This window comes from Pseudomonas sp. NFACC04-2 (assembly GCF_900119265.1).
Lineage (GTDB): Bacteria > Pseudomonadota > Gammaproteobacteria > Pseudomonadales > Pseudomonadaceae > Aquipseudomonas > Aquipseudomonas fluorescens_AA.
In genome coordinates this window covers 117,316-135,239 of sequence record NZ_FPJC01000007.1, presented here as the reverse complement: position 1 = coordinate 135,239, position 17,924 = coordinate 117,316, and the positions used below count along the sequence as shown (strand labels likewise).

Sequence of the window (17,924 nt, the reverse complement as noted above, 5' to 3'; positions counted from 1 at the left end):
GGGATTCCTTGAATATCCGTAATCATCGTTGGTCTTCTTGAGCGGGTGTGGGGTGTTCGTGACGCCCGGCCCATGGCGCCAGCATGAAACTGAAGGCCAGCCCCAAGCTCACCGCCAGGCCGAAATTACTTACGGCCGGTGTGCTGGAAAGCGCCAGCAGGCCGAACGACAGCCAGGTGGTGATCGCTGCCAGGAAAGTGCCCAGCAGGCTCACCGCCGCGCCACCAATCTGCTCGCGCATCAGGATCGCGTAATCGACGCCAATGGCCGTCACCAGCAGCAGGCCGAACAGGCTGAACAGGGTCAGTGGCTGCCCCAGCCAGCCGAGGCTCGCCAGGCTGCACAGCGCGGCCAGCAACGGCAAGGCGACGATGCGCAAGGCCGCACCGACCCCGAACGGCCAGATCAGCACCAGCACGATCAGCACGCAGGAGGCCAGTTTCAACTCGGCGGCGCTGATCTGCGTGGCGGCGAAGACCCGGTTCAGGTCGCCCAGGCGATCCACCAGTTGCACCCCCGGAAGGTCCACGGCTTGCACCCGCAGCAGCGCGGCATCGTTCAAGCCTTGCAGGCTGATCATGGCGGCCACGCCTTGGGCGGTGGGGCCGAGCCAGAGCGTGCGGTACGGCTCGGCCAGGGGGCCGGCCAGCGCGGCATCGATGTCGGTCACCGGCAAGGCCTGCAATTGCGCCAGTTCCGCTTGCAGCGCGGCGACCGGCACGCCCAGGTCCAGCAACGGCTGCCAGACAGCCGGCAACCGGGCCAAGGCCTCACGCACCTTCTGTTGATCGGCGGGCGGGCTCACCAGTTGGTTCAGCGACAGGTAGCCCTGGAGTTTTTCCAGGGCGATCAACTGATCCAGCCGCTCGTTGAGAGCGGTCTGGCGCTCCAGCAGTTGAGACTGATTGTCGGCGCGGATCAGGAAGAACTGGCTGGTGGGCTGGAAGCCTGTGATGCGCGCGATGTCGCGGGCTTCGTCGGTGAGGTGCTGAGGCGTGCCGATCCACTGGCGGATGTCGTTTTTCGTGGTCAGGTGCCAGAGGCCGCCGGCGCAGAAGCTCAGCAGCAACACCAGCAGCACTGGCGTGGGCACCCGTGCCAACAACGCCTGGCGGATCTGGAGCAGGCATTCGCACAGCCGCAGCGGCCACTGGGCCGGACGCAAATCCGCACCGTTGAGCAGCGCCGGCAACAGGCACACCGCGGTCAGGTAGGCACCCACCAGCCCGGCGGCAGAAAATATCGCGATCTGGGTCAGGGCCGGGAACGGCGTCCAGGCCAGGGCCAGGTAGCCGATGCAGGTGGTCGCCAGGCTCAGGCTCAGCCCCGGCAGGGTCAGGCGCAAGGCCGGCCAGCTGCGCCATGGCTTGAGGCTCCAGCTCTTGGACAGGTAGTGCAGGGGGTAATCCACCGCGACGCCGATCAGGCTGGAACCCAGTACCAGGGTCATGACATGCATGCGCCCGAACAAGGCCACGCACGCCACGGCGCCGAACAGCATGCCCACCAGCACCGGCACGAACGCCAGCCACACGCGCAAGCGTCGGAAGGCCAGTAACAGCAGCAGCAAGATGCCGACCGTCGCGCCACCGCCGACCCAGGTGATTTCCCGCGACGCCTGTTGCTGGCCGCTGGCGGCGTACAGCAGGCCGCTGGCCGCCAGCAGTTGCCCTTGGGCCTGGCCCGCCTGGTCGCGGCCGCGTTGCAGCAGCTCGGCCACTTGCAGCGGCAGGTTCATATCGAAGGCGGTGCCCTGGGCACGGGCCCGCAGCATCACCCAGCTTTTACCGTCGGCATCGGCGACCAGGGCCCCGCTGCCGATGTCGAATTTGATCGCGCCGCGTTGGGGCTGGCTGTTCTGGATGCGCCCGGTCAGGCCTAGCCAATCGTCCTGGTTCGGCACCAGGCTGAAGCCGCTGAATGGGTCGAACAGGGCCTGCACCCGTTGCTGGATGAACGCCTGGGGCTGTTCGATCAGTTGCTGCCGGTCCGCCGCCGAGAGCATCGCCAACCGCCCGTTGAGCAGTTGCGTACGCAGCGCCGGCAAGTCGGCCTGCAATGTCCACTGCACCTTGTCGAACAGGCCGCTGGCCTGCCATTGCTCGCCCAGGGTTTGCGCCAGGGCGATGGCTTGCTGGCGATCGGCATGACCCACCAGCACCAGCACCTCGCGATTCAACGGTTCCTGCATGCGCTGCTCGGCGATCAGTTCCAGGGCATCAGGCGACGTGCCCGGCACCAGCTCCATGAGATTGGCCGACAGCGGCGCGCCGTTGCGCCACTGCCAGCCGGCGAGCGCGAGCACTGCCAGCAGCAGGATCAGGAACAGCCGTGGCAGCATCCGTTCACTCGGCAAAATCATGTTGCTCCGTTTCGCTCAAGGGCTGTGCGCTGGTGCTGTCCTGCATGCGCAGTACAGTGCTGTCGCCCTGGGTTTCCAGCAGTTCGATGCGCTGGACCAGTTCGCCGCCATCGATGTTGATCTGCTTGAAGACCTGTTTGAGCAGCACCGAGCGCGGGGTCAGGGTGAGTTTCCACTGCTGTGGCTCGCCCGACAGGCTCAGCTCGAAATCCCGCTGCAAGCCACTGCTATCACCCTGCAGGACCGCCAGGAACAGACGGTTCTGCTCGGCGCCAGCGCTCTTGTTCGGCAGCATCTGCCAGGCATTGCCGTCCCGTCGGGCGATGCCTTGGGCGGTGATGCGGTAGTCCTGTTGCAGCGGGGTTTGCAGCAGCCACAGCAGGCCGTGGTTTTTCGCCAGCACGAAGCGACCCTTGCTGGTGAGGGGTTGGGGCAGGGCGCGCAGGTGTTTTTCCTGGATGAACTGGCCGTGGATCACCTCCGGGCGGGCCAGTTGGTCGCTCAATTGCTGCAGGTCGAAGGCCTGGGCCAACGGCGCCAGGCAACACAGCAGCAGGCAGATCGACAAACGTTTCATGGCAGTTTCCTTTCGACGGCTTCGACAAAGACCCGGGGCGAGGCCAGCAACATTTCGCGGCTGGCGAGGTCCACGGCCACCTGCACCGAACTGGCGCGGGTCAAGCGTTCGCCGGTGGCTGCGTCGCTGATCAGGTAATTGATCTTCAGCCGGTTTTCCCACTCCACCAGGCTGGCACGCACGGTCAGGGCCTGGCCGAACACGGCGCTGCGCACGTAGCGCAGTTGCAGGTCGATAACCGGCCACGCATGGCCGGATTCGAGCATGTCGTTGTAGTTGTGGCCGATCAGGTCGAGCAGCGCACAGCGAGCCACTTCCAGGTATTTGACGTAGTGGCCGTGCCAGACCACATTCATCGAATCGACGTCGAAAAACGGCACCACGATGTGGGTGTCGACGTGCAGAACGCCTTGGCTACGCATGCAGCCTCCAATGTTGTTCGGCGATGCGTTGCAGGCACAGGCGCAGTTCGCCTTCCAGGGCGCGGTCTTCGATGACCGGGGCGAAGTCCTCGGCCAGTTGCTGGTGCATGGCGGCCAGGGCCGGCGGCAGCGGCCGCGCGTCTTCGGCACGACTGCGCAACCATACGCCCTGGTTGGCCGCCAGCAGCGTGGCGGCAGCGACTTGTTCGGTCAGCTCCAGCACGCGGATCGCGTCCCGGGCGGCGATGGTGCCCATGCTCACCTTGTCCTGGTTGTGACACTCGGTGGAGCGTGAGAACACGCTGGCCGGCATGGTGTTTTTCAGGGCCTCGGCGGTCCAGGCGCTGGTGCCGATCTGCACAGCCTTGAAGCCATGGTTGAGCATCGCCCGCTCGGCGCTGGCGCCGGACAGGTTGCTCGGCAGGCCATGGTTGTAGCGCTCGTCCACCAGCAGCGCGAGTTGCCGATCCAGCAAATCCGCGACGTTGGCCACCAGATTCTTCAGGCTGTCCATGGCGAAGGCGATATGCCCGCCGTAGAAATGTCCGCCGTGGAGCACGCGCTCGGCTTCGGCGTCGATGATCGGATTGTCGTTGGCGCTGTTGAGTTCGGTCTCGATGAACGAACGCAGCCAGCCCAGGCTGTCGGCCAGCACGCCGAGTACATGGGGCGCGCAGCGCAGGGAGTAGCGATCCTGCAGGCGATGCAGCGGCGCCGTCGGCGCATCGATCGCCAGGTCCTTGCGCAGCCACGCGGCGACTTGCATTTGCCCTGGGTGTGGCTTGGCGGCGAACAGGCGCTCGTCGAAATGTTCCGGGTTGCCTTGCAGGGCGACGACATTCAACGCGGTGATACGGGTCGCCAGTTGCAGCAGGTAGTCGGCCCGGGCGAAGGCCAGGCAGGCCAGGCCGGTCATCACAGCGGTGCCGTTCATCAGCGCCAGGGCTTCCTTGGGCCGCAGCACCAGTGGGGTCCAGCCCAGTTCACGGTGCACGTCGGCGGCCAGGCGCCGCTCGCCGCGGAACATCACTTCCCGTTCGCCGGACAGCGTGGCCGCCACATAGGACAGCGGCGTCAGGTCGCCGCTGGCGCCCACCGAGCCTTCTTCCGGAATCAGCGGCAGGACGTCGTGTTTGAGAAAGGCCTGGAGCCGCTCCAGCAGTTCCACCCGCACCCCGGACACGCCTTGGCACAGCGACTGCAAGCGCGCCGCCAGCACCGCGCGGGTGGCCTGGGCGTCCAGCAGCTTGCCCAGGCCACAGCCGTGGAACGTGTACAGATGACGCGGCAGGGCCTCGACGTGGTGCAGCGGCACCGCCACCACGCAAGAGTCACCGTAGCCGGTGGTCACACCGTAGATCACGCCTTCCTTGTCCAGCAAGGAGTCGAGGAATTGCGCACCCTTGGCGATGCGCTGGCGGAACGCCGGATCCTCCTGCAACTGCGTCGGGGCCTGACGGTTGGCCAGGGCCAGCACATCTTCGATGCGCAGGGGGCGTTCGCCGAAAGTTACCGGCTCAAGAGTGGGCATCGTCATCGGTCTTCCAGAAAGGGTAAAAGTTGAACCACTGTTGGGGCCCCTGGAGGCAGTACTGCGCCAGGCGCTCGGCATAGTGGCCGGCCCAGTGGGCGATCACTTGCTCGCGGTCGTTGCGTTTCCACACCACGGCCTCGGCGAAGGGTTCGAGGGTGACGCGATAGCGCCCCTCGTGCTTGAGGCACATCAGCAGGTTGACCGGGCATTTCAGCAGGCCGGCCAGCAACCAGGGCCCTTGGGGGAATGCCGCCGGGTGGCCCATGAAGTCCACGGTCACGCTACGACCGCCATGCAGCGGCACGCGGTCGCCGGCAATCGCCAGCCACTCGCCGCGCTCCAGGTGCTCGCTCAGTTGCAACATGATCACCGGGTTCAGCTCGCTGACCTGGATCAGCCGCAAGTGCGTGGCGCCGGCCTCGCCCAGCAAACGGTTGAACTGCTCGGCATGCTTGGTGTGCACCAGCACGTTCATGGTCACTTTCTCGCCCAGCTCGGCCAGGGCCCGGCACATCTCCAGGTTGCCCAGGTGCGCGCCCACCAGCATTTGCCCGCGGGCATCGCGCAGGTGATTGCGCAGCAGCGCCGGGTCGACGATTTCGATCTGGTCGATGCTCAGCTTGCCGTTCCAGACGTCGAGCTTGTCGAGCAAGGAATCGGCGAACGCCATGAACTGCCCGAACACCCGCCAGCGGGTCGGGCGCAGTTCGGGGCGTGCGCTCCAGTCGGCCAGGCGTTGCTGGTATTGCCAGGCTGCCTGGCGCGCGCTGCGGCCGAAAATGAAAAAGTACAGGACGATGCCGTACAGCACCGGGGTCAGCAAGCGTCGGCCGAGCACCTTGGCGGCGAGCGCGGTGAGTTTCATCAGCCAGAAACTGCCGCGTTCCTGGCGGTCGGCCCAATGTTGTTTGTCTGCCTGAAGGCTCATGCCCGCCACCGTCGCCAAAGAATCAGGGGGGCGCGCACCAGCATGCCGAAGAACAGCCGGGTGTGCATGCTGGAAATCAGCACATTGTCGTGGAACAGGCGAAAGTGCGAAACGCCGTCCTGAGGGTAATGGACCCGGGTGTGCAGCCAGTGCATCGGCTGGTTGCGCCAGGCCAGGCGCACCAGGATGTCCGAGTCGAAATCCATGCGCTTGCCGATATTGGCCGAGTCGATCAGCGCCAGGGTCGGTGCCAAGGGGTAGACCCGAAAGCCGCACATCGAGTCGCGGATTTGCAGGGAGAGGCTGTTGATCCAGACCATGACGTGGGTCAGGTAGCGCGCGTACAGGCGACCTTTCGGCACGCTGGCGTCGTAGTGCGGATAGCCGCAGATCACTGCGTCCGGGTGGGCACGGGATTGCTCGATGAAGGTCTTCACGTCGCCCAGGTCGTGCTGCCCGTCAGCGTCCACTTGCAAGGCGTGGCTGAAACCCAGGCGCGACGCTTCCCGCAGGCCGGTCATCACCGCGCCGCCCTTGCCCTGGTTGACGGCCAGCCTGACCAGATGCACGTGCGCGCCCTCGGCCAGCCGTTCCAGTACGGCGGCACATGCCCGGTTGCTGGCGTCATCCACCAGCACACAGGGCAGGCCGTTGGCGAGCAATGCCTGGACCACCGCCGAAATGGCGGTTTCGTGGTTGTAGACCGGGATGACGGCGCAGGGGTTATGCATCTTGCCTGTCCTCCATCGATCCATTGTCACCAGGAAGCTTATCGTGGCGAGGGAGCTTGCTCCCGCTGGGCTGCGAAGCAGGCCCCTGTGTTTGAGAACGCTGGGCGAGCGCTGCGCGCTCGAGCGGGAGCAAGCTCCCTCGCCACAGGGATTTGATTGCAGGCCTAGGCATTGTTTTCCCCCAACACAATCCGCCCGCTGGAACAGGCCGCCGTGGCATTGCGGTAGGCAAAGTACAGCTTGCCGCGTTCGCGGTCGAAGCGCAGGTGCAGTTGAAGGTCATCGCCGGGGCGCACCAGTTGCTGGAATTTCAATACTTCCATGCCGACGAACCGGGGCGGCAGATTCAGCAATTGGCGGCCGATGCTCAAGGCCCAGTCGACCTGTACCACGCCGGGCAATACCGGTGCGGTGGGGAAGTGGCCGCTGAAGTATGCAAGGTCAGGCGGCACGACCAGTTGCAGGCTCCACTCACCGTCGGTTTCGACTTGCTCCAACACGTCAGGGGCTTTGGGGCGTGGCGCGAGCAGCAGCGCCTCGACCTCGGCCTGGGGCAGCTTGCCCTGGGCGTTGAGCGGCAACTGCCGTACCCAGCGCCAGCGCCGTGGCAGAGCCAGGGTTTCGCAATGTTCGCTCAGGTGGCGGCGCAGGCCCTCGGTTACGGCGCGCCGGCCCTGGTTACGCAAGGCTCGCAGGCCTGCGTCGCTCAGCACCAGTAGCGCGCCGAGGGAGGCGCGATTCTCCTGCACGACGCCCAGCCGCGCTTCGCTGACCCAGTCGTGGGTTACCAACGCCTGTTCGAGCATGGGCAGGGAGATGCGCTTCTCTTCGAGCTTGACGATACGGTCCAGTCGCCCCAGCAGCTCGAAGCGCCCATCTTCGGCGATTCGCGCCGCGTCGGCGGTGTGTTCCACATGCCCGGAGGGCAGATAGGGCGAAGCGATCAGCAAGGCGCCGTCGCTGTCCTGGCTCAGCTCGACGCCGGCAAAGGGCTGCCACCATGGGTCACCCTGGCGCCAGGCGATGCCGCCGGTTTCCGAGCTGCCGAAAATTTCCGTCGGCCATTGCCCCAGGCGTTGCTGCAAGCTTTGCGCGGCCTCGGTTGGCAAGGCGCCGCCGGAGGTGAACACCCGGCGCACGCTGCTCAGTGCCGGCCAATCGAGGTTATCGCCCATGCGCTTGAGCAACGCCGGGCTGGCGACCCAGGCGAACACCGGCTGCTCGCGGCTGGCGCGTTGCAGGTCTTCGGGAAACGCCAATTGCCTGCGCCCGAACGGACGCCCGGCGCACAGCGGCCACAGCACTCGGAACAGCAGCCCGTAGATATGCTGGGTGGCAACGCTGCCGATCATGCAGGCCGGGCCCAGGTCGGCGCCCCACAGCTGTTCCAGGGCCTGGACTTCATTACTCAACTGGCGCAGGGTTTTCTCGATGCGCTTGGGCTCGCCGCTGGAGCCGGAGGTGCACAGGCTCAGCCAGCAGTGATCGAGGTCCAGTACGGCGGCGTCCATCGGCGCGTGTTGCACGTCGTCGGGATGGGTGTCGCCGGGCTGGTCGGTCAGCCACAGGTCCACCTCCGACGCCCAGCGCTGGCGTGTCTGCGCTTGCAGGTCGGCGGGAAGCAGGACGCGCACCCCGGCATGCCATGCACCGAGCAGGGCGGTGGCCAGGTCGGCTGCATCTTCCAGGTGCACCGCCACATGGCGCACGCCCCGGGCTTGCAGGCCGGCCGCCAGGCGCAACGCCGCGCCCCGCAGTTGCGAATGATCCAGCGCCGGTTCGACCGCGACGACGCGTTCCGGCTGAGCCCTGAGCAACATCCGCTCAAGTGTTATCCAATTCATGGGCGGCCTCTTACCCGTTGTCGTATGAGCCATTCAATGGCAAACAGCAGCCCCATCAACCCGTAGGAAATCAGGCCGGTGTACAACATCCACCAGCTCAGCGGCGCCCAGAGGGTCAGGGCGGCGGCGAGCAAACCGTTACACAGGAAAAACACACTCCAGGCCACCGTGACCTGACGCGTATAGACCACCGCCTTGGCCGGCAGCTGCGGTTCGCGCAGGCGGGCCAGGCGTTCGATCATTGGCGGGCCGTATTTCAGGCTCAGGGCGAACAGCCCGAGCATGAACCCGCTGATCAGCACCGGGTACCAACGCAGCAGGAGCGGGCTGTCGAACAGCGCGAGCAACACGCAAAACACGATCGCCGTGGTCGCCATCCAACGGCTGCCGTCGCCGCCCTTGCCTAGCAACGCCCGGGCCAGCCAAAGGCTACCGAGCAGCAACCCGAACTGCCACGGGGCGAAATGCTCCATGCCGAAATACACCGCAAAGGGGTACAGCAGGCCTGCCAGCAGCAGGCCGAGGCCAATCAGCCGAGTCATGCGGCCGGTTGAACCAGTCGATAGACCGCCTCGACCACGTCATTGACGGTGCGCACCGACTTGAATTCTTCGGCGGCGATTTTCTTGCCGGTCTGGCGTTTGATGTGGTCGATCAGGTCAACCGCATCGATGCTGTCGATTTCCAGGTCTTGGTACAGGTTCGATTCCAGCGTCACGCGCTCTGGGTCCAGCTCGAAGAGCTCAACCAGGGCGTCACGCAGGGTGTTGAAAATGTCATCACGAGTTTGCATGGTCCGGTCTCAGGGGCGTTTTGCAGTGACGAAGGCCGCAAGGCTTGCCACATTGCTGAAATGGTTACGAGTGTCCTTGGCGTCGGCATCGATCTTGATGCCGTACTCCTTCTGGATCGCCAGGCCTAGCTCCAGGGCATCCACCGAGTCCAGGCCCAGGCCTTCGCCGAACAGGGTCTGGTGGTCGCCGATGTCGTCGATGCCGATGTCTTCCAGGCCGAGGGCGTCGATGATCAGCTGTTTGATGTCACGGTGCAGATCGCTCATCTTCGGCGAGCTCCTTGATGAAATAGTGATGCAAGAAATCGTTGAGCCTGCGCGAAGCCTGGGGAGGCGGGCCGAGCGCGGCGAACGCCTGTGGGTCTATATCGGCCCCGACCTGAAAACTGAAGTGCACGCGGCGTCGGGGGATGCGATACCAGGGTTCGGCCTTGGTCAGGGTCGTGGGGTTGACCTTGATCGTGACGGGCGTGAGGATTTTCGCACCCCGCAGGGCGATGGCCGCGGCCCCCCGATGAAAGGCCGGTACTTGGCCTGGCTGGGTGCGGGTTCCTTCGGGAAACACGATCAGCGTCTGGCCATCTCGCAGGGTATCGCTGGCGGCATCGAGCATATCCATGCTGCCGTCGTTGCTGATGTACTGGGTTGAGCGCAATGGACCACGGGTAAAGGGATTGTCCCACAGGCTTTGCTTGACCACGCAGTTGGCGTTGGGCACCAGCCCGATCAGGAACACCACGTCGATCAGTGAGGGGTGATTGGCAATGATCATCTGCCCGGGGCGACCGAGTCGTTCGGCGCCATCGATCTGGTAGGTGAGCACTCCAGTACGGGCCATGAACCGGATAAAAAACCAGAACAACCGCCCGACGGTGCGGCGAGCCCTTTGTCGGTGGGCCTGGGCATCGCCGGGCAGCCAGGCCAGCAACGGAAAAACCAGCAAGCGCAGGCACAGCCCGCCCAGCCCGAACAGGGCGAAGCTTGCGGCGGTCGCGATCAGGCGCCAGTAATAGGCGTCGCGATGTTTATCGGTCACCGGTTGCGTTGCCAGGTCCATACACGATTCTTCCAGGCATGTTGGCAGGTGGTTTCGTTGTTCAGCAGGGTACGCAACAGGTCCAGGGCATGGGGCCAGTCGCTGCCAGAACGTTGGCCGGCCTGTGCGGACAGGTCCAGTTGCCAGTCGTCGCCCGGCGTCAGCAGCAGGCCCACGGCATAGGGGAAAGGCACGTCATCGACCCACGGTGCGTAGACTTGCGGCGGTTGTTCTTCGGTGATCACCAGCAACACTGCCGGCGAGCCTTCATTCAACAAGGCGGCGGCCTCCAGTACGCCGTGTTCCAAGCCGTCGCCGGTGGCGGCCAGGGCGGTCATTTCGCTGGTTTCGCCGCGCATGATCGACCACAGGCCGATCACGGCGTTGTGCACCGACAGGCTGAACTGGGTTGGCGACAAGGGCTGATCGGCCGCCAGGTCCTTGAGAATCTCGAACGTGCGCGGGGTTTCGCCGTGGCGGGAAATAAAGACCAACGGTAGGTCCGGCTGGCCTTCGGCCAGTGGCCAGCCGACACTGAAGGCCATCCGGGCCAGGCGGCTAAGGCGGCGACGCTGCATGGCGGGTAGGAACGATACGTCAGGGGCGGCATCGCTGGCCGGCAATACAACCGGCTGTCGGCTCCAGGCCTGCCAGTCGTCCACGCTTTCGAGCCCAGGGGCCCACGCGCGCCATTGGGCGATATTGAAATTGATCAAAACTCATCCCACCCCTGCGGGGCTTTTATTGTCACGGTTCAGTGGTTTGACCCGCGTCCTACCCTGCATGGCCTTGCGACCCAAGTGGCGCGCATTATCCCGGTGCGGTTGGCTTGTAGCAAATACTGGTTACATTTTGCCCAGCAAAATGTACGGGTCGGTCCGCTCAATGCCTGGCTTGGACCATTGTCGCGATCTTCACGGGCTTGTCTGTCGGTTGTTTGTGTCTTTATCCGGGCACAATTGACGTCTGAATCGTTGGAAAAGCCACTGCTGCTGTAGTCCTTCTGCGCAGAAGGTAGCTAAGCAGTGTCGCGGCCTACTACACTCGGGAATCTTTGATACACGGAGGTTTTGACATGCGGCGTGTGGTGTTCAATCAGAAAGGTGGCGTGGGCAAGTCCAGCATCGCCTGCAATCTGGCGGCAGTGAGCGCCAGCGAGGGCTATCGCACGCTGTTGGTGGACCTGGATGCCCAGGCCAATTCCACTCAATACCTGACTGGCCTGACCGGCGACGATATCCCCATGGGCATTGCCGACTTCTTCAAACAGACCCTGTCGTCCGGGCCTTTCTCGAAAAAGAACAAGGTGGATATCTACGAAACGCCGTTCGACAACCTGCACGTGATCACCGCCACGGCGGAGCTGACGGACCTGCAGCCCAAGCTTGAGGCGAAGCACAAGATCAACAAGCTGCGCAAATTGCTCGAAGAGCTGGAGGAGGATTACGATCGGATTTACCTGGACACCCCGCCAGCATTGAATTTCTATGCCGTTTCAGCGTTGATCGCCGCTGATCGGGTGCTGATCCCGTTCGACTGCGACAGCTTCTCCCGTCAGGCCTTGTACGGCTTGCTGGCGGAGATTGAAGAACTCAAGGACGACCATAACGAAGGCCTGGAAGTCGAAGGCATCGTGGTCAACCAGTTCCAGGCCCGTGCCAGCCTGCCGCAGCAGATTCTCGACGAACTGATCGCCGAAGGCCTGCCGGTATTGCCGGTGTACCTGAGCAGTTCGGTGCGCATGCGCGAATCCCACCAGGCCAGCCTGCCGCTGATCCACCTTGACCCGCGGCACAAGCTGACCCAGCAGTTCGTGGAGCTGCATGGATTGCTGGAAAGCTGAGGGCTGGCCGCCGACTGTGGGCGATCAACTGATTTTGCTCAGGTAGGGTGGCAAGTCCTGCTCAGGCACTACCGATAGTACCTTGAGGCGTTGCAACATGCGTTGCCGGGCGCGTTGCAGATGCTCCTTGAGGTTCAGGGCGGCGGCGTCGAAGGCACCGTGTAGCAACAGTTCCAGGATCAAACGGTGCTCGGCCAGCATGGCGGGGTCCGCGCCGATTCCCAGCAGTCGGGAAAAAATCCGGCTGATGATCATCGGGCTTTGGGCCTGGCGAATCAGTGCTGCCATCTTGCGATTTTGCAGGCCGCTGAGGCAGTGCTGGTGCAGGTCTTCCTCAATGCGCTGGATCGTCTCTTCCGGGCAATGCTCAGCCTGTTGCGCTTGGGTGACCCGTTCCAGCATGGCTTTCAGTTGCTCGCGGCTCAGGCCTGGCGCACTTTGACGTAGCGCTTCGGGCTCCAGGCAGGCGCGCAACTCATAATCTTCGGTGACTTCCCGGGCAGTGAGCGGGCCGGCGAGCCACTGTGAGTAGGGCTCTTTTTCCAGCAAGCCCCGGTCCCTCAGGCGCATCAAGGCTTCTCGCACCACGGCCCGGCTCACGCCGTAATGCTCGGCGGCGGCTTGTTCATCGAGGCGGTAATGGCCGAAGGTAATGCAGGTCAGCAGCGCGCTGCCGATTTCTTCGTGGATCCGCTCGCCCAGTGGCCGCGTGTCCACCAGTTCTTCGCCACTCGCCAGACCCAGGTGAACATGGCTCAAGGGCAGGCGCAGCGGCTCGATGTCCAGGCCCAGGGGATTGATCAAGTACCCACGCCCGTCAAAACGACTGATCAACCGCTCTTCGTGCAACAGATCCAGCGCCTTGCGCACCGGCACACGACTGGTGCCGAACAGCTCGGCCAGCGGTGCTTCCAGTAACACCAAGCCCTGGAGTGCGGTGCCCTCGGTGATTGCATCACGCAATACCTGATGAATCATTGCGTAACGAGACGCGGTGCGCGGGTCTTGGGCTGTCGCTGCTTTCATCGATTCCTCTAGGCATGACGGCGATGGAGGGATTCTCTCACAGTGTCCTGTGTCACTGAGGGTCACATTGGCGCGCCCTTTCATGGGGCTCGCCCCATCAAAACGTTACTTTTATGCACTTAAATGTATCTTTTATAAAAATATACATTAGACAGATATCCCATCCGGGCATTGCCCAAGGCCCCGCTCATCAAGTCACTCACACCGCTCTAAGCCGATATCTCCAGCCCCTTTAGGGACTTCGGCGCTCGGCGGCTATCGACTGCGCAAACGTAGCTGGCACGGAATCTGCTCCAGATAAAATGTATATTTTAATAATAGATACGTTTTTGGATGTCATTGCCCATGAGCTCATTTTCCTCGCTGGATGCCATTGCTCTCGCCGAAGCCTTCGCGTCAAGGCGCACCGATCCGGTCCAGGTGGTGGAGCAAGCGCTGGAGCAAGCCGCGCGCGCCGAACACGTGTTCGTGTCGCTGACTGAGGCCCGGGCCCGGCGTGAAGCGCAGGCGTCGGCGGCGCGCTGGCGTGCCGGGCAACCGTTGAGCGGCTTTGACGGTGTACCGTTGGCTTGGAAGGACTTGTTCGATGTGGCCGGTAGTGTCACCACCGCGGCAGCGGCGGTGCGCCGGAACGCGCCGCCCGCGTTGCTGGACGCGGCCAGTGTCAGCCTGCTCAGCCGAGCCGGCATGGTCTGTCTGGGCAAGACCAACCTCAGCGAGTTCGCTTATTCAGGGCTTGGCCTCAACCCGCACTTTGGCACGCCGGTCAACCCGTTCAGCGATGCACAACCGCGGATCCCCGGCGGCTCCTCCAGCGGTTCGGCGGTGGCGGTCGCGGCGGGGATCGTGCCGATTGCCATGGGCACCGATACCGCCGGCTCGATTCGCGTCCCGGCGGCTTTCAACGCTTTGGTGGGGTTTCGCGCCAGTTCCCGTCGTTACAGTCGCGACGGGGTATTTCCCCTGGCCCACAGCATCGACAGCGTCGGCCCGTTGACTCGTAGCGTGCGTGACGCCTGGATGATCGACGAGCTGCTTCAGGGGCGCGACCCACGACAAACGCCACCGGTGCGCAGCCTGGCCGGGCAGCGTTTCTGGGTCGAGCAAGCGGTGCTGGAGGATACCCGTGTCGAGGCTGCGGTTCGGGCCAATGTGCTGGCCGGTGTCCAGGCGTTGCGCACCGCTGGGGCGCTGGTGGAGATTCGGCCATTGCCGGCTTTCCAGGCCAGCCTCGCACTGATCCGCGACCACGGCTGGCTGGGGGCGGCCGAAGCATTCGCCTTGCACGAGACTCTGCTCGACAGCGCCGATGCCGAACGCCTCGACCCGCGGGTTCGCCGGCGTCTCGAAGCGGCGCGGCCCATGACCGCCAGCCAGGTGCTCAAGCTTTACGACGCGCGATCGACCTTGCAGCGCCAACTCGTCGAGGAACTCGACGGCGCGGTGCTGCTCACGCCGACCGTGGCCCATGTCGCCCCGCCGCTGGCGCCTTTGGAGGCCGACGACGAACTGTTTGTCCGTACCAATCTCGCCACCCTGAGCCTGACGATGCCCGGCAGCTTGCTCGACATGCCCGGCATCAACCTGCCCAGCGGTCGTGACAGCCAGGGGTTACCCACTGGCCTGCTGCTCAGCGTGCCTCAAGGCGAGGATGCCCGGCTCCTGCGAGTCGCGCGCTCGGTCGAAGCGACGCTGGCCAATTCCTGATTGATGTTTGAACAACCACCACAACCGGAGGCCGATCATGGCTAAAGATATTCTTTGTGCATTTGGGGTCGATGTCGACGCCGTGGCGGGCTGGCTCGGCTCCTACGGCGGTGAAGACTCACCCGACGATATTTCCCGCGGCCTGTTTGCCGGTGAAATCGGCTCGCCGCGGCTGCTCAAATTGTTCGAACGCTACGGCCTGCGCACCACCTGGTTTATCCCCGGGCATTCCCTGGAGACCTTCCCCGAGCAAATGAAAGCCGTAGCGGATGCGGGCCACGAGATCGGCGTGCACGGCTATAGCCACGAAAACCCCATCGCGATGACCCCGCAACAGGAGGAAGCGGTGCTCGATAAATCCATCGAGCTGATTACCCAGGTGACCGGCAAGCGGCCTACCGGCTATGTGGCGCCCTGGTGGGAATTCAGCAAAGTGACCAACGAGCTGCTGCTCAAGAAAGGCATCAAGTACGACCACAGCCTGATGCACAACGACTTCCACCCCTACTACGTTCGCGTCGGCGACAGCTGGACCAAGATCGACTACAGCCAGCACCCGGACACCTGGATGAAACCGCTGGTGCGTGGCCAGGAAACCGATCTGGTGGAGATCCCAGCGAATTGGTACCTCGACGACCTGCCGCCGATGATGTTCATCAAGAAATCGCCCAACAGCCACGGTTTCGTCAACCCGCGGCACCTCGAAGAGATGTGGCGCGACCAGTTCGACTGGGTCTATCGCGAACACGAGCATGCCGTGTTCACCATGACTATCCACCCCGACGTCTCCGGGCGTCCCCAGGTGCTGCTGATGCTGGAGCGCCTGATCGAACACATCCAGGGCCATGCCGGCGTGCGCTTTGTCACGTTCGATGAAATCGCCGATGACTTCATTCGTCGCAGCCCCCGCAGCCGCTGATCCTGCATTTATTCGAGGCGTGTTCTCATGTCCATCTACAACAAACTCGACCTGACTGGTTGGAAACCCGAGCAATTGACGCCGGCCCAGGTGCGCTTCGCCACCTGGATCGCTTTTTTTGCCTGGGTGTTTGCGGTCTATGACTTCATTCTGTTCGGCACGTTGTTGCCGGAAATCGGCCGGCACTTCAATTGGAGCGAAGTCGAGCAAGCCGAAATCGCCACCTGGGTGGCGGTCGGCACAGCGGTGGTGGCATTGGCCATCGGTCCCCTGGTGGACCGCTTGGGCCGGCGCATGGGGATCATTTTCACCGTCAGCGGCGCGGCGATCTGCTCGGCGTTGACGGCCATCGGCGGTGCCTGGGGCAAATCCCCGTTGATCCTGATCCGTTCCCTGGGCGGGTTGGGTTACGCCGAGGAGACCGTCAATGCCACCTACCTGAGCGAGCTTTACGCCGCCTCCGATGACCCGAGGCTGGCCAAGCGACGTGGCTTCATCTACAGCCTGGTGCAGGGTGGCTGGCCGGTGGGCGCATTGACCGCCGCCGGTTTGACGGCGGTGTTGCTGCCGACCATCGGCTGGCAGGGCTGCTTTATCTTTGCGGCGATCCCGGCCATCGTCATTGCGATCATGGCGCGCAAGCTCAAGGAAAGCCCGCAGTTCCAGATCCACCAGCGTATCGGCCAGTTGCGCAAGAGCGGTGCGGTTGCTGATGCCCAAGCGGTAGCGTCCACCTACGGCGTTGATTACGAAGAACACAGCAAGGCTGGCCTCGCGGCGGCCTTTCGCGGCACATCGCGGCGCGCGACGTTGGTGATCGGTGCGGCGATCCTGCTCAACTGGGCGGCGATCCAAGTGTTCAGCGTACTCGGCACCACGGTGATCGTCAGCGTGCACCATATCTCCTTCGAAAACTCGTTGATCATCCTGGTGCTCTCCAACCTGGTGGGCTACTGCGGTTACCTGAGCCATGGCTGGATGGGCGACAAGATCGGCCGGCGCAATGTCATCGCGTTGGGCTGGATGCTGGGCGGGCTGTCGTTTGCCGGCATGCTCTACGGTCCGAGCAACCTGCCGATGGTGGTCGGTCTTTACAGCCTGGGTCTGTTCTTCCTGATCGGTCCCTATTCGGCGGCGCTGTTTTTCATCGGTGAGAGTTTCCCCACCAGCATCCGCGCCACGGGCGGCGCGATTATCCATGCCATGGGGCCGATCGGCGCGGTGGTGGCCGGGTTCGGTGCCACCCAGGTGCTGGCGGCAGGCGGCAACTGGCAGACCTCGGCGCTGTACTTCGGCGCGCTGCCTTGTTTCCTCTCCGGTGCGCTGATGTTCGCGGCGCGCCACGTCCGTCCGGAAACCGTGAAATAAGGAGGCCCCTCATGACCCGTAGAGTTGCATTGATTACCGGTGCCGCCAGCGGCATCGGCCAGGCCCTTGCCGTGGCGTATGCCCGCCACGGTGTGGCCGTGGCCGCAGGCTACTTGCCGGCGGACCCTCACGACCCGCAAGACACCCGCCAGCAAATCGAGGCGTTGGGTGGCGAATGCCTGATGTTGCCGCTGGACGTGACCGACACTCGCTCGGTGGATAACCTGGCCGAGCAGGCGTTCAGCACCTTCGGGCGTCTCGATTACGCGGTGGCCAACGCCGGCTTGCTGCGCCGTGCGCCTCTGTTGGACATGAGCGACGAGGCCTGGAACGCCATGCTCGATGTCGATCTGACCGGGGTGATGCGCACCTTCCGCGCCAGCGTTCGCTACATGACCGAGGGCGGTGCATTGGTGGCGATTTCTTCGATCGCCGGCGGCGTATATGGCTGGCAGGACCACGCCCACTACGCCGCAGCCAAGGCCGGTGTGCCAGGGCTATGCCGTTCGCTGGCGGTGGAGTTGGCTGGGCAAGGCATACGCTGCAATGCGGTGATCCCGGGCCTGATCGAGACGCCGCAGTCCTTGGACAGCAAAAACTCCCTCGGGCCCGAAGGCCTGGCCAAGGCGGCCCGGGCGATTCCGCTGGGGCGAGTCGGCCGGGCCGATGAGGTGGCGTCGCTGGTGCGGTTCTTGACCGGCGATGAGTCCAGCTACCTGACGGGCCAGAGCATCGTCATTGACGGCGGCCTGACCGTGCGTTGGCCGGATTGACGCCGGGCGTCACGGTGGTGTTTTCAATTGATGGCCGCCCATGTTTGCCGCGGATCTGGAG

The 17,924-nt window shown here is 63.9% G+C and carries 18 protein-coding genes; 5 read left to right on the top strand and 13 right to left on the bottom strand.

Annotated elements, in window-relative coordinates:
- Window positions 1–22 precede the first annotated feature (22 nt).
- The 12 genes from BT125_RS12325 to BT125_RS12270 all read right to left on the bottom strand — a co-directional run bounded on the left by BT125_RS12325 (window position 23) and on the right by BT125_RS12270 (window position 10,943).
- Complete coding sequence (locus tag BT125_RS12325; RefSeq protein WP_072407271.1) at window positions 23–2,362, bottom strand: MMPL family transporter; 2,340 nt, start codon at window positions 2,360–2,362, stop codon at window positions 23–25.
- The gene (locus BT125_RS12320) at window positions 2,346–2,939 is read right to left on the bottom strand and encodes an outer membrane lipoprotein carrier protein LolA (protein ID WP_072407269.1); all 594 of its coding nucleotides are present in this window, start codon (window positions 2,937–2,939) and stop codon (window positions 2,346–2,348) included. Before BT125_RS12320 ends, BT125_RS12325 begins: the two co-directional genes overlap by 17 nt.
- On the bottom strand, window positions 2,936–3,361 hold the full coding sequence (locus BT125_RS12315; RefSeq protein WP_072407267.1) for an acyl-CoA thioesterase: 426 nt from the start codon (window positions 3,359–3,361) through the stop codon (window positions 2,936–2,938). The genes BT125_RS12320 and BT125_RS12315 overlap by 4 nt, the downstream gene beginning before the upstream one ends.
- Entirely contained in the window at window positions 3,354–4,898 is a 1,545-nt protein-coding gene (hutH, locus tag BT125_RS12310; RefSeq protein ID WP_072407265.1) for an HAL/PAL/TAL family ammonia-lyase, read from the bottom strand. The genes BT125_RS12315 and hutH overlap by 8 nt, the downstream gene beginning before the upstream one ends.
- Window positions 4,879–5,823, bottom strand: coding sequence for an LpxL/LpxP family acyltransferase (locus BT125_RS12305; RefSeq protein ID WP_072407263.1), 945 nt, complete (start codon window positions 5,821–5,823; stop codon window positions 4,879–4,881). The genes hutH and BT125_RS12305 overlap by 20 nt, the downstream gene beginning before the upstream one ends.
- Complete coding sequence (locus BT125_RS12300) at window positions 5,820–6,554, bottom strand: glycosyltransferase family 2 protein (protein ID WP_072407261.1); 735 nt, start codon at window positions 6,552–6,554, stop codon at window positions 5,820–5,822. The genes BT125_RS12305 and BT125_RS12300 overlap by 4 nt, the downstream gene beginning before the upstream one ends.
- 164 nt (window positions 6,555–6,718) lie before the next feature.
- Window positions 6,719–8,398 carry an acyl-CoA synthetase family protein gene (locus BT125_RS12295; protein WP_072407259.1) on the bottom strand — a complete coding sequence of 560 codons (1,680 nt, stop codon included), beginning with the start codon at window positions 8,396–8,398 and terminating at the stop codon, window positions 6,719–6,721.
- A complete protein-coding gene (locus BT125_RS12290; RefSeq protein WP_072407257.1) occupies window positions 8,395–8,940 on the bottom strand; it encodes a COG4648 family protein in 546 nt (181 codons plus the stop codon). The genes BT125_RS12295 and BT125_RS12290 overlap by 4 nt, the downstream gene beginning before the upstream one ends.
- Window positions 8,937–9,191 (bottom strand): acyl carrier protein, encoded by a 255-nt coding sequence (locus tag BT125_RS12285; protein WP_030140951.1) that lies wholly within the window; start codon window positions 9,189–9,191, stop codon window positions 8,937–8,939. Before BT125_RS12285 ends, BT125_RS12290 begins: the two co-directional genes overlap by 4 nt.
- A gap of 9 nt (window positions 9,192–9,200) precedes the next feature.
- Window positions 9,201–9,458: a phosphopantetheine-binding protein gene (locus BT125_RS12280; protein ID WP_014336216.1), complete on the bottom strand. Its 258-nt coding sequence runs from the start codon at window positions 9,456–9,458 to the stop codon at window positions 9,201–9,203.
- Window positions 9,439–10,248 (bottom strand): lysophospholipid acyltransferase family protein, encoded by an 810-nt coding sequence (locus BT125_RS12275; RefSeq protein ID WP_072407255.1) that lies wholly within the window; start codon window positions 10,246–10,248, stop codon window positions 9,439–9,441. The genes BT125_RS12280 and BT125_RS12275 overlap by 20 nt, the downstream gene beginning before the upstream one ends.
- Window positions 10,224–10,943 (bottom strand): beta-ketoacyl synthase chain length factor, encoded by a 720-nt coding sequence (locus BT125_RS12270; RefSeq protein WP_072407253.1) that lies wholly within the window; start codon window positions 10,941–10,943, stop codon window positions 10,224–10,226. Before BT125_RS12270 ends, BT125_RS12275 begins: the two co-directional genes overlap by 25 nt.
- Before the next feature lie 359 nt (window positions 10,944–11,302).
- Here BT125_RS12270 and BT125_RS12265 point away from each other — a divergent pair, with 359 nt between their 5' ends.
- Window positions 11,303–12,070, top strand: coding sequence for a ParA family protein (locus BT125_RS12265; protein WP_063323262.1), 768 nt, complete (start codon window positions 11,303–11,305; stop codon window positions 12,068–12,070).
- Window positions 12,071–12,094: 24 nt separating this feature from the next.
- Here the strand turns inward: BT125_RS12265 and BT125_RS12260 are convergent, their stop codons facing one another.
- A complete protein-coding gene (locus BT125_RS12260; protein WP_072407251.1) occupies window positions 12,095–13,096 on the bottom strand; it encodes a GntR family transcriptional regulator in 1,002 nt (333 codons plus the stop codon).
- A 345-nt stretch (window positions 13,097–13,441) separates the two neighbouring features.
- Here BT125_RS12260 and BT125_RS12255 point away from each other — a divergent pair, with 345 nt between their 5' ends.
- The 4 genes from BT125_RS12255 to BT125_RS12240 are packed head-to-tail and all read left to right on the top strand — an operon-like array spanning window position 13,442 to window position 17,863.
- Entirely contained in the window at window positions 13,442–14,803 is a 1,362-nt protein-coding gene (locus tag BT125_RS12255; protein WP_139271724.1) for an amidase, read from the top strand.
- A 37-nt stretch (window positions 14,804–14,840) separates the two neighbouring features.
- A complete protein-coding gene (locus BT125_RS12250) occupies window positions 14,841–15,722 on the top strand; it encodes a polysaccharide deacetylase family protein (RefSeq protein WP_072407247.1) in 882 nt (293 codons plus the stop codon).
- Window positions 15,723–15,749: 27 nt separating this feature from the next.
- Complete coding sequence (locus BT125_RS12245; RefSeq protein WP_072407245.1) at window positions 15,750–17,090, top strand: MFS transporter; 1,341 nt, start codon at window positions 15,750–15,752, stop codon at window positions 17,088–17,090.
- An 11-nt stretch (window positions 17,091–17,101) separates the two neighbouring features.
- On the top strand, window positions 17,102–17,863 hold the full coding sequence (locus tag BT125_RS12240; RefSeq protein ID WP_072407243.1) for an SDR family NAD(P)-dependent oxidoreductase: 762 nt from the start codon (window positions 17,102–17,104) through the stop codon (window positions 17,861–17,863).
- The last annotated feature ends 61 nt before the right edge of the window (window positions 17,864–17,924 follow it).

Coding starts and splice junctions, on each gene's coding strand:
- hutH (WP_072407265.1), bottom strand. CDS start 4,898: ATGACGATGCCCACTCTTGAGCCGGTAACTTTCGGCGAACGCCCCCTG.
- BT125_RS12315 (WP_072407267.1), bottom strand. CDS start 3,361: ATGCGTAGCCAAGGCGTTCTGCACGTCGACACCCACATCGTGGTGCCG.
- BT125_RS12265 (WP_063323262.1), top strand. CDS start 11,303: ATGCGGCGTGTGGTGTTCAATCAGAAAGGTGGCGTGGGCAAGTCCAGC.
- BT125_RS12250 (WP_072407247.1), top strand. CDS start 14,841: ATGGCTAAAGATATTCTTTGTGCATTTGGGGTCGATGTCGACGCCGTG.
- BT125_RS12275 (WP_072407255.1), bottom strand. CDS start 10,248: ATGGACCTGGCAACGCAACCGGTGACCGATAAACATCGCGACGCCTAT.
- BT125_RS12300 (WP_072407261.1), bottom strand. CDS start 6,554: ATGCATAACCCCTGCGCCGTCATCCCGGTCTACAACCACGAAACCGCC.
- BT125_RS12240 (WP_072407243.1), top strand. CDS start 17,102: ATGACCCGTAGAGTTGCATTGATTACCGGTGCCGCCAGCGGCATCGGC.
- BT125_RS12285 (WP_030140951.1), bottom strand. CDS start 9,191: ATGCAAACTCGTGATGACATTTTCAACACCCTGCGTGACGCCCTGGTT.
- BT125_RS12260 (WP_072407251.1), bottom strand. CDS start 13,096: ATGAAAGCAGCGACAGCCCAAGACCCGCGCACCGCGTCTCGTTACGCA.
- BT125_RS12320 (WP_072407269.1), bottom strand. CDS start 2,939: ATGAAACGTTTGTCGATCTGCCTGCTGCTGTGTTGCCTGGCGCCGTTG.
- BT125_RS12295 (WP_072407259.1), bottom strand. CDS start 8,398: ATGAATTGGATAACACTTGAGCGGATGTTGCTCAGGGCTCAGCCGGAA.
- BT125_RS12280 (WP_014336216.1), bottom strand. CDS start 9,458: ATGAGCGATCTGCACCGTGACATCAAACAGCTGATCATCGACGCCCTC.
- BT125_RS12245 (WP_072407245.1), top strand. CDS start 15,750: ATGTCCATCTACAACAAACTCGACCTGACTGGTTGGAAACCCGAGCAA.
- BT125_RS12325 (WP_072407271.1), bottom strand. CDS start 2,362: ATGATTTTGCCGAGTGAACGGATGCTGCCACGGCTGTTCCTGATCCTG.
- BT125_RS12290 (WP_072407257.1), bottom strand. CDS start 8,940: ATGACTCGGCTGATTGGCCTCGGCCTGCTGCTGGCAGGCCTGCTGTAC.
- BT125_RS12255 (WP_139271724.1), top strand. CDS start 13,442: ATGAGCTCATTTTCCTCGCTGGATGCCATTGCTCTCGCCGAAGCCTTC.
- BT125_RS12305 (WP_072407263.1), bottom strand. CDS start 5,823: ATGAGCCTTCAGGCAGACAAACAACATTGGGCCGACCGCCAGGAACGC.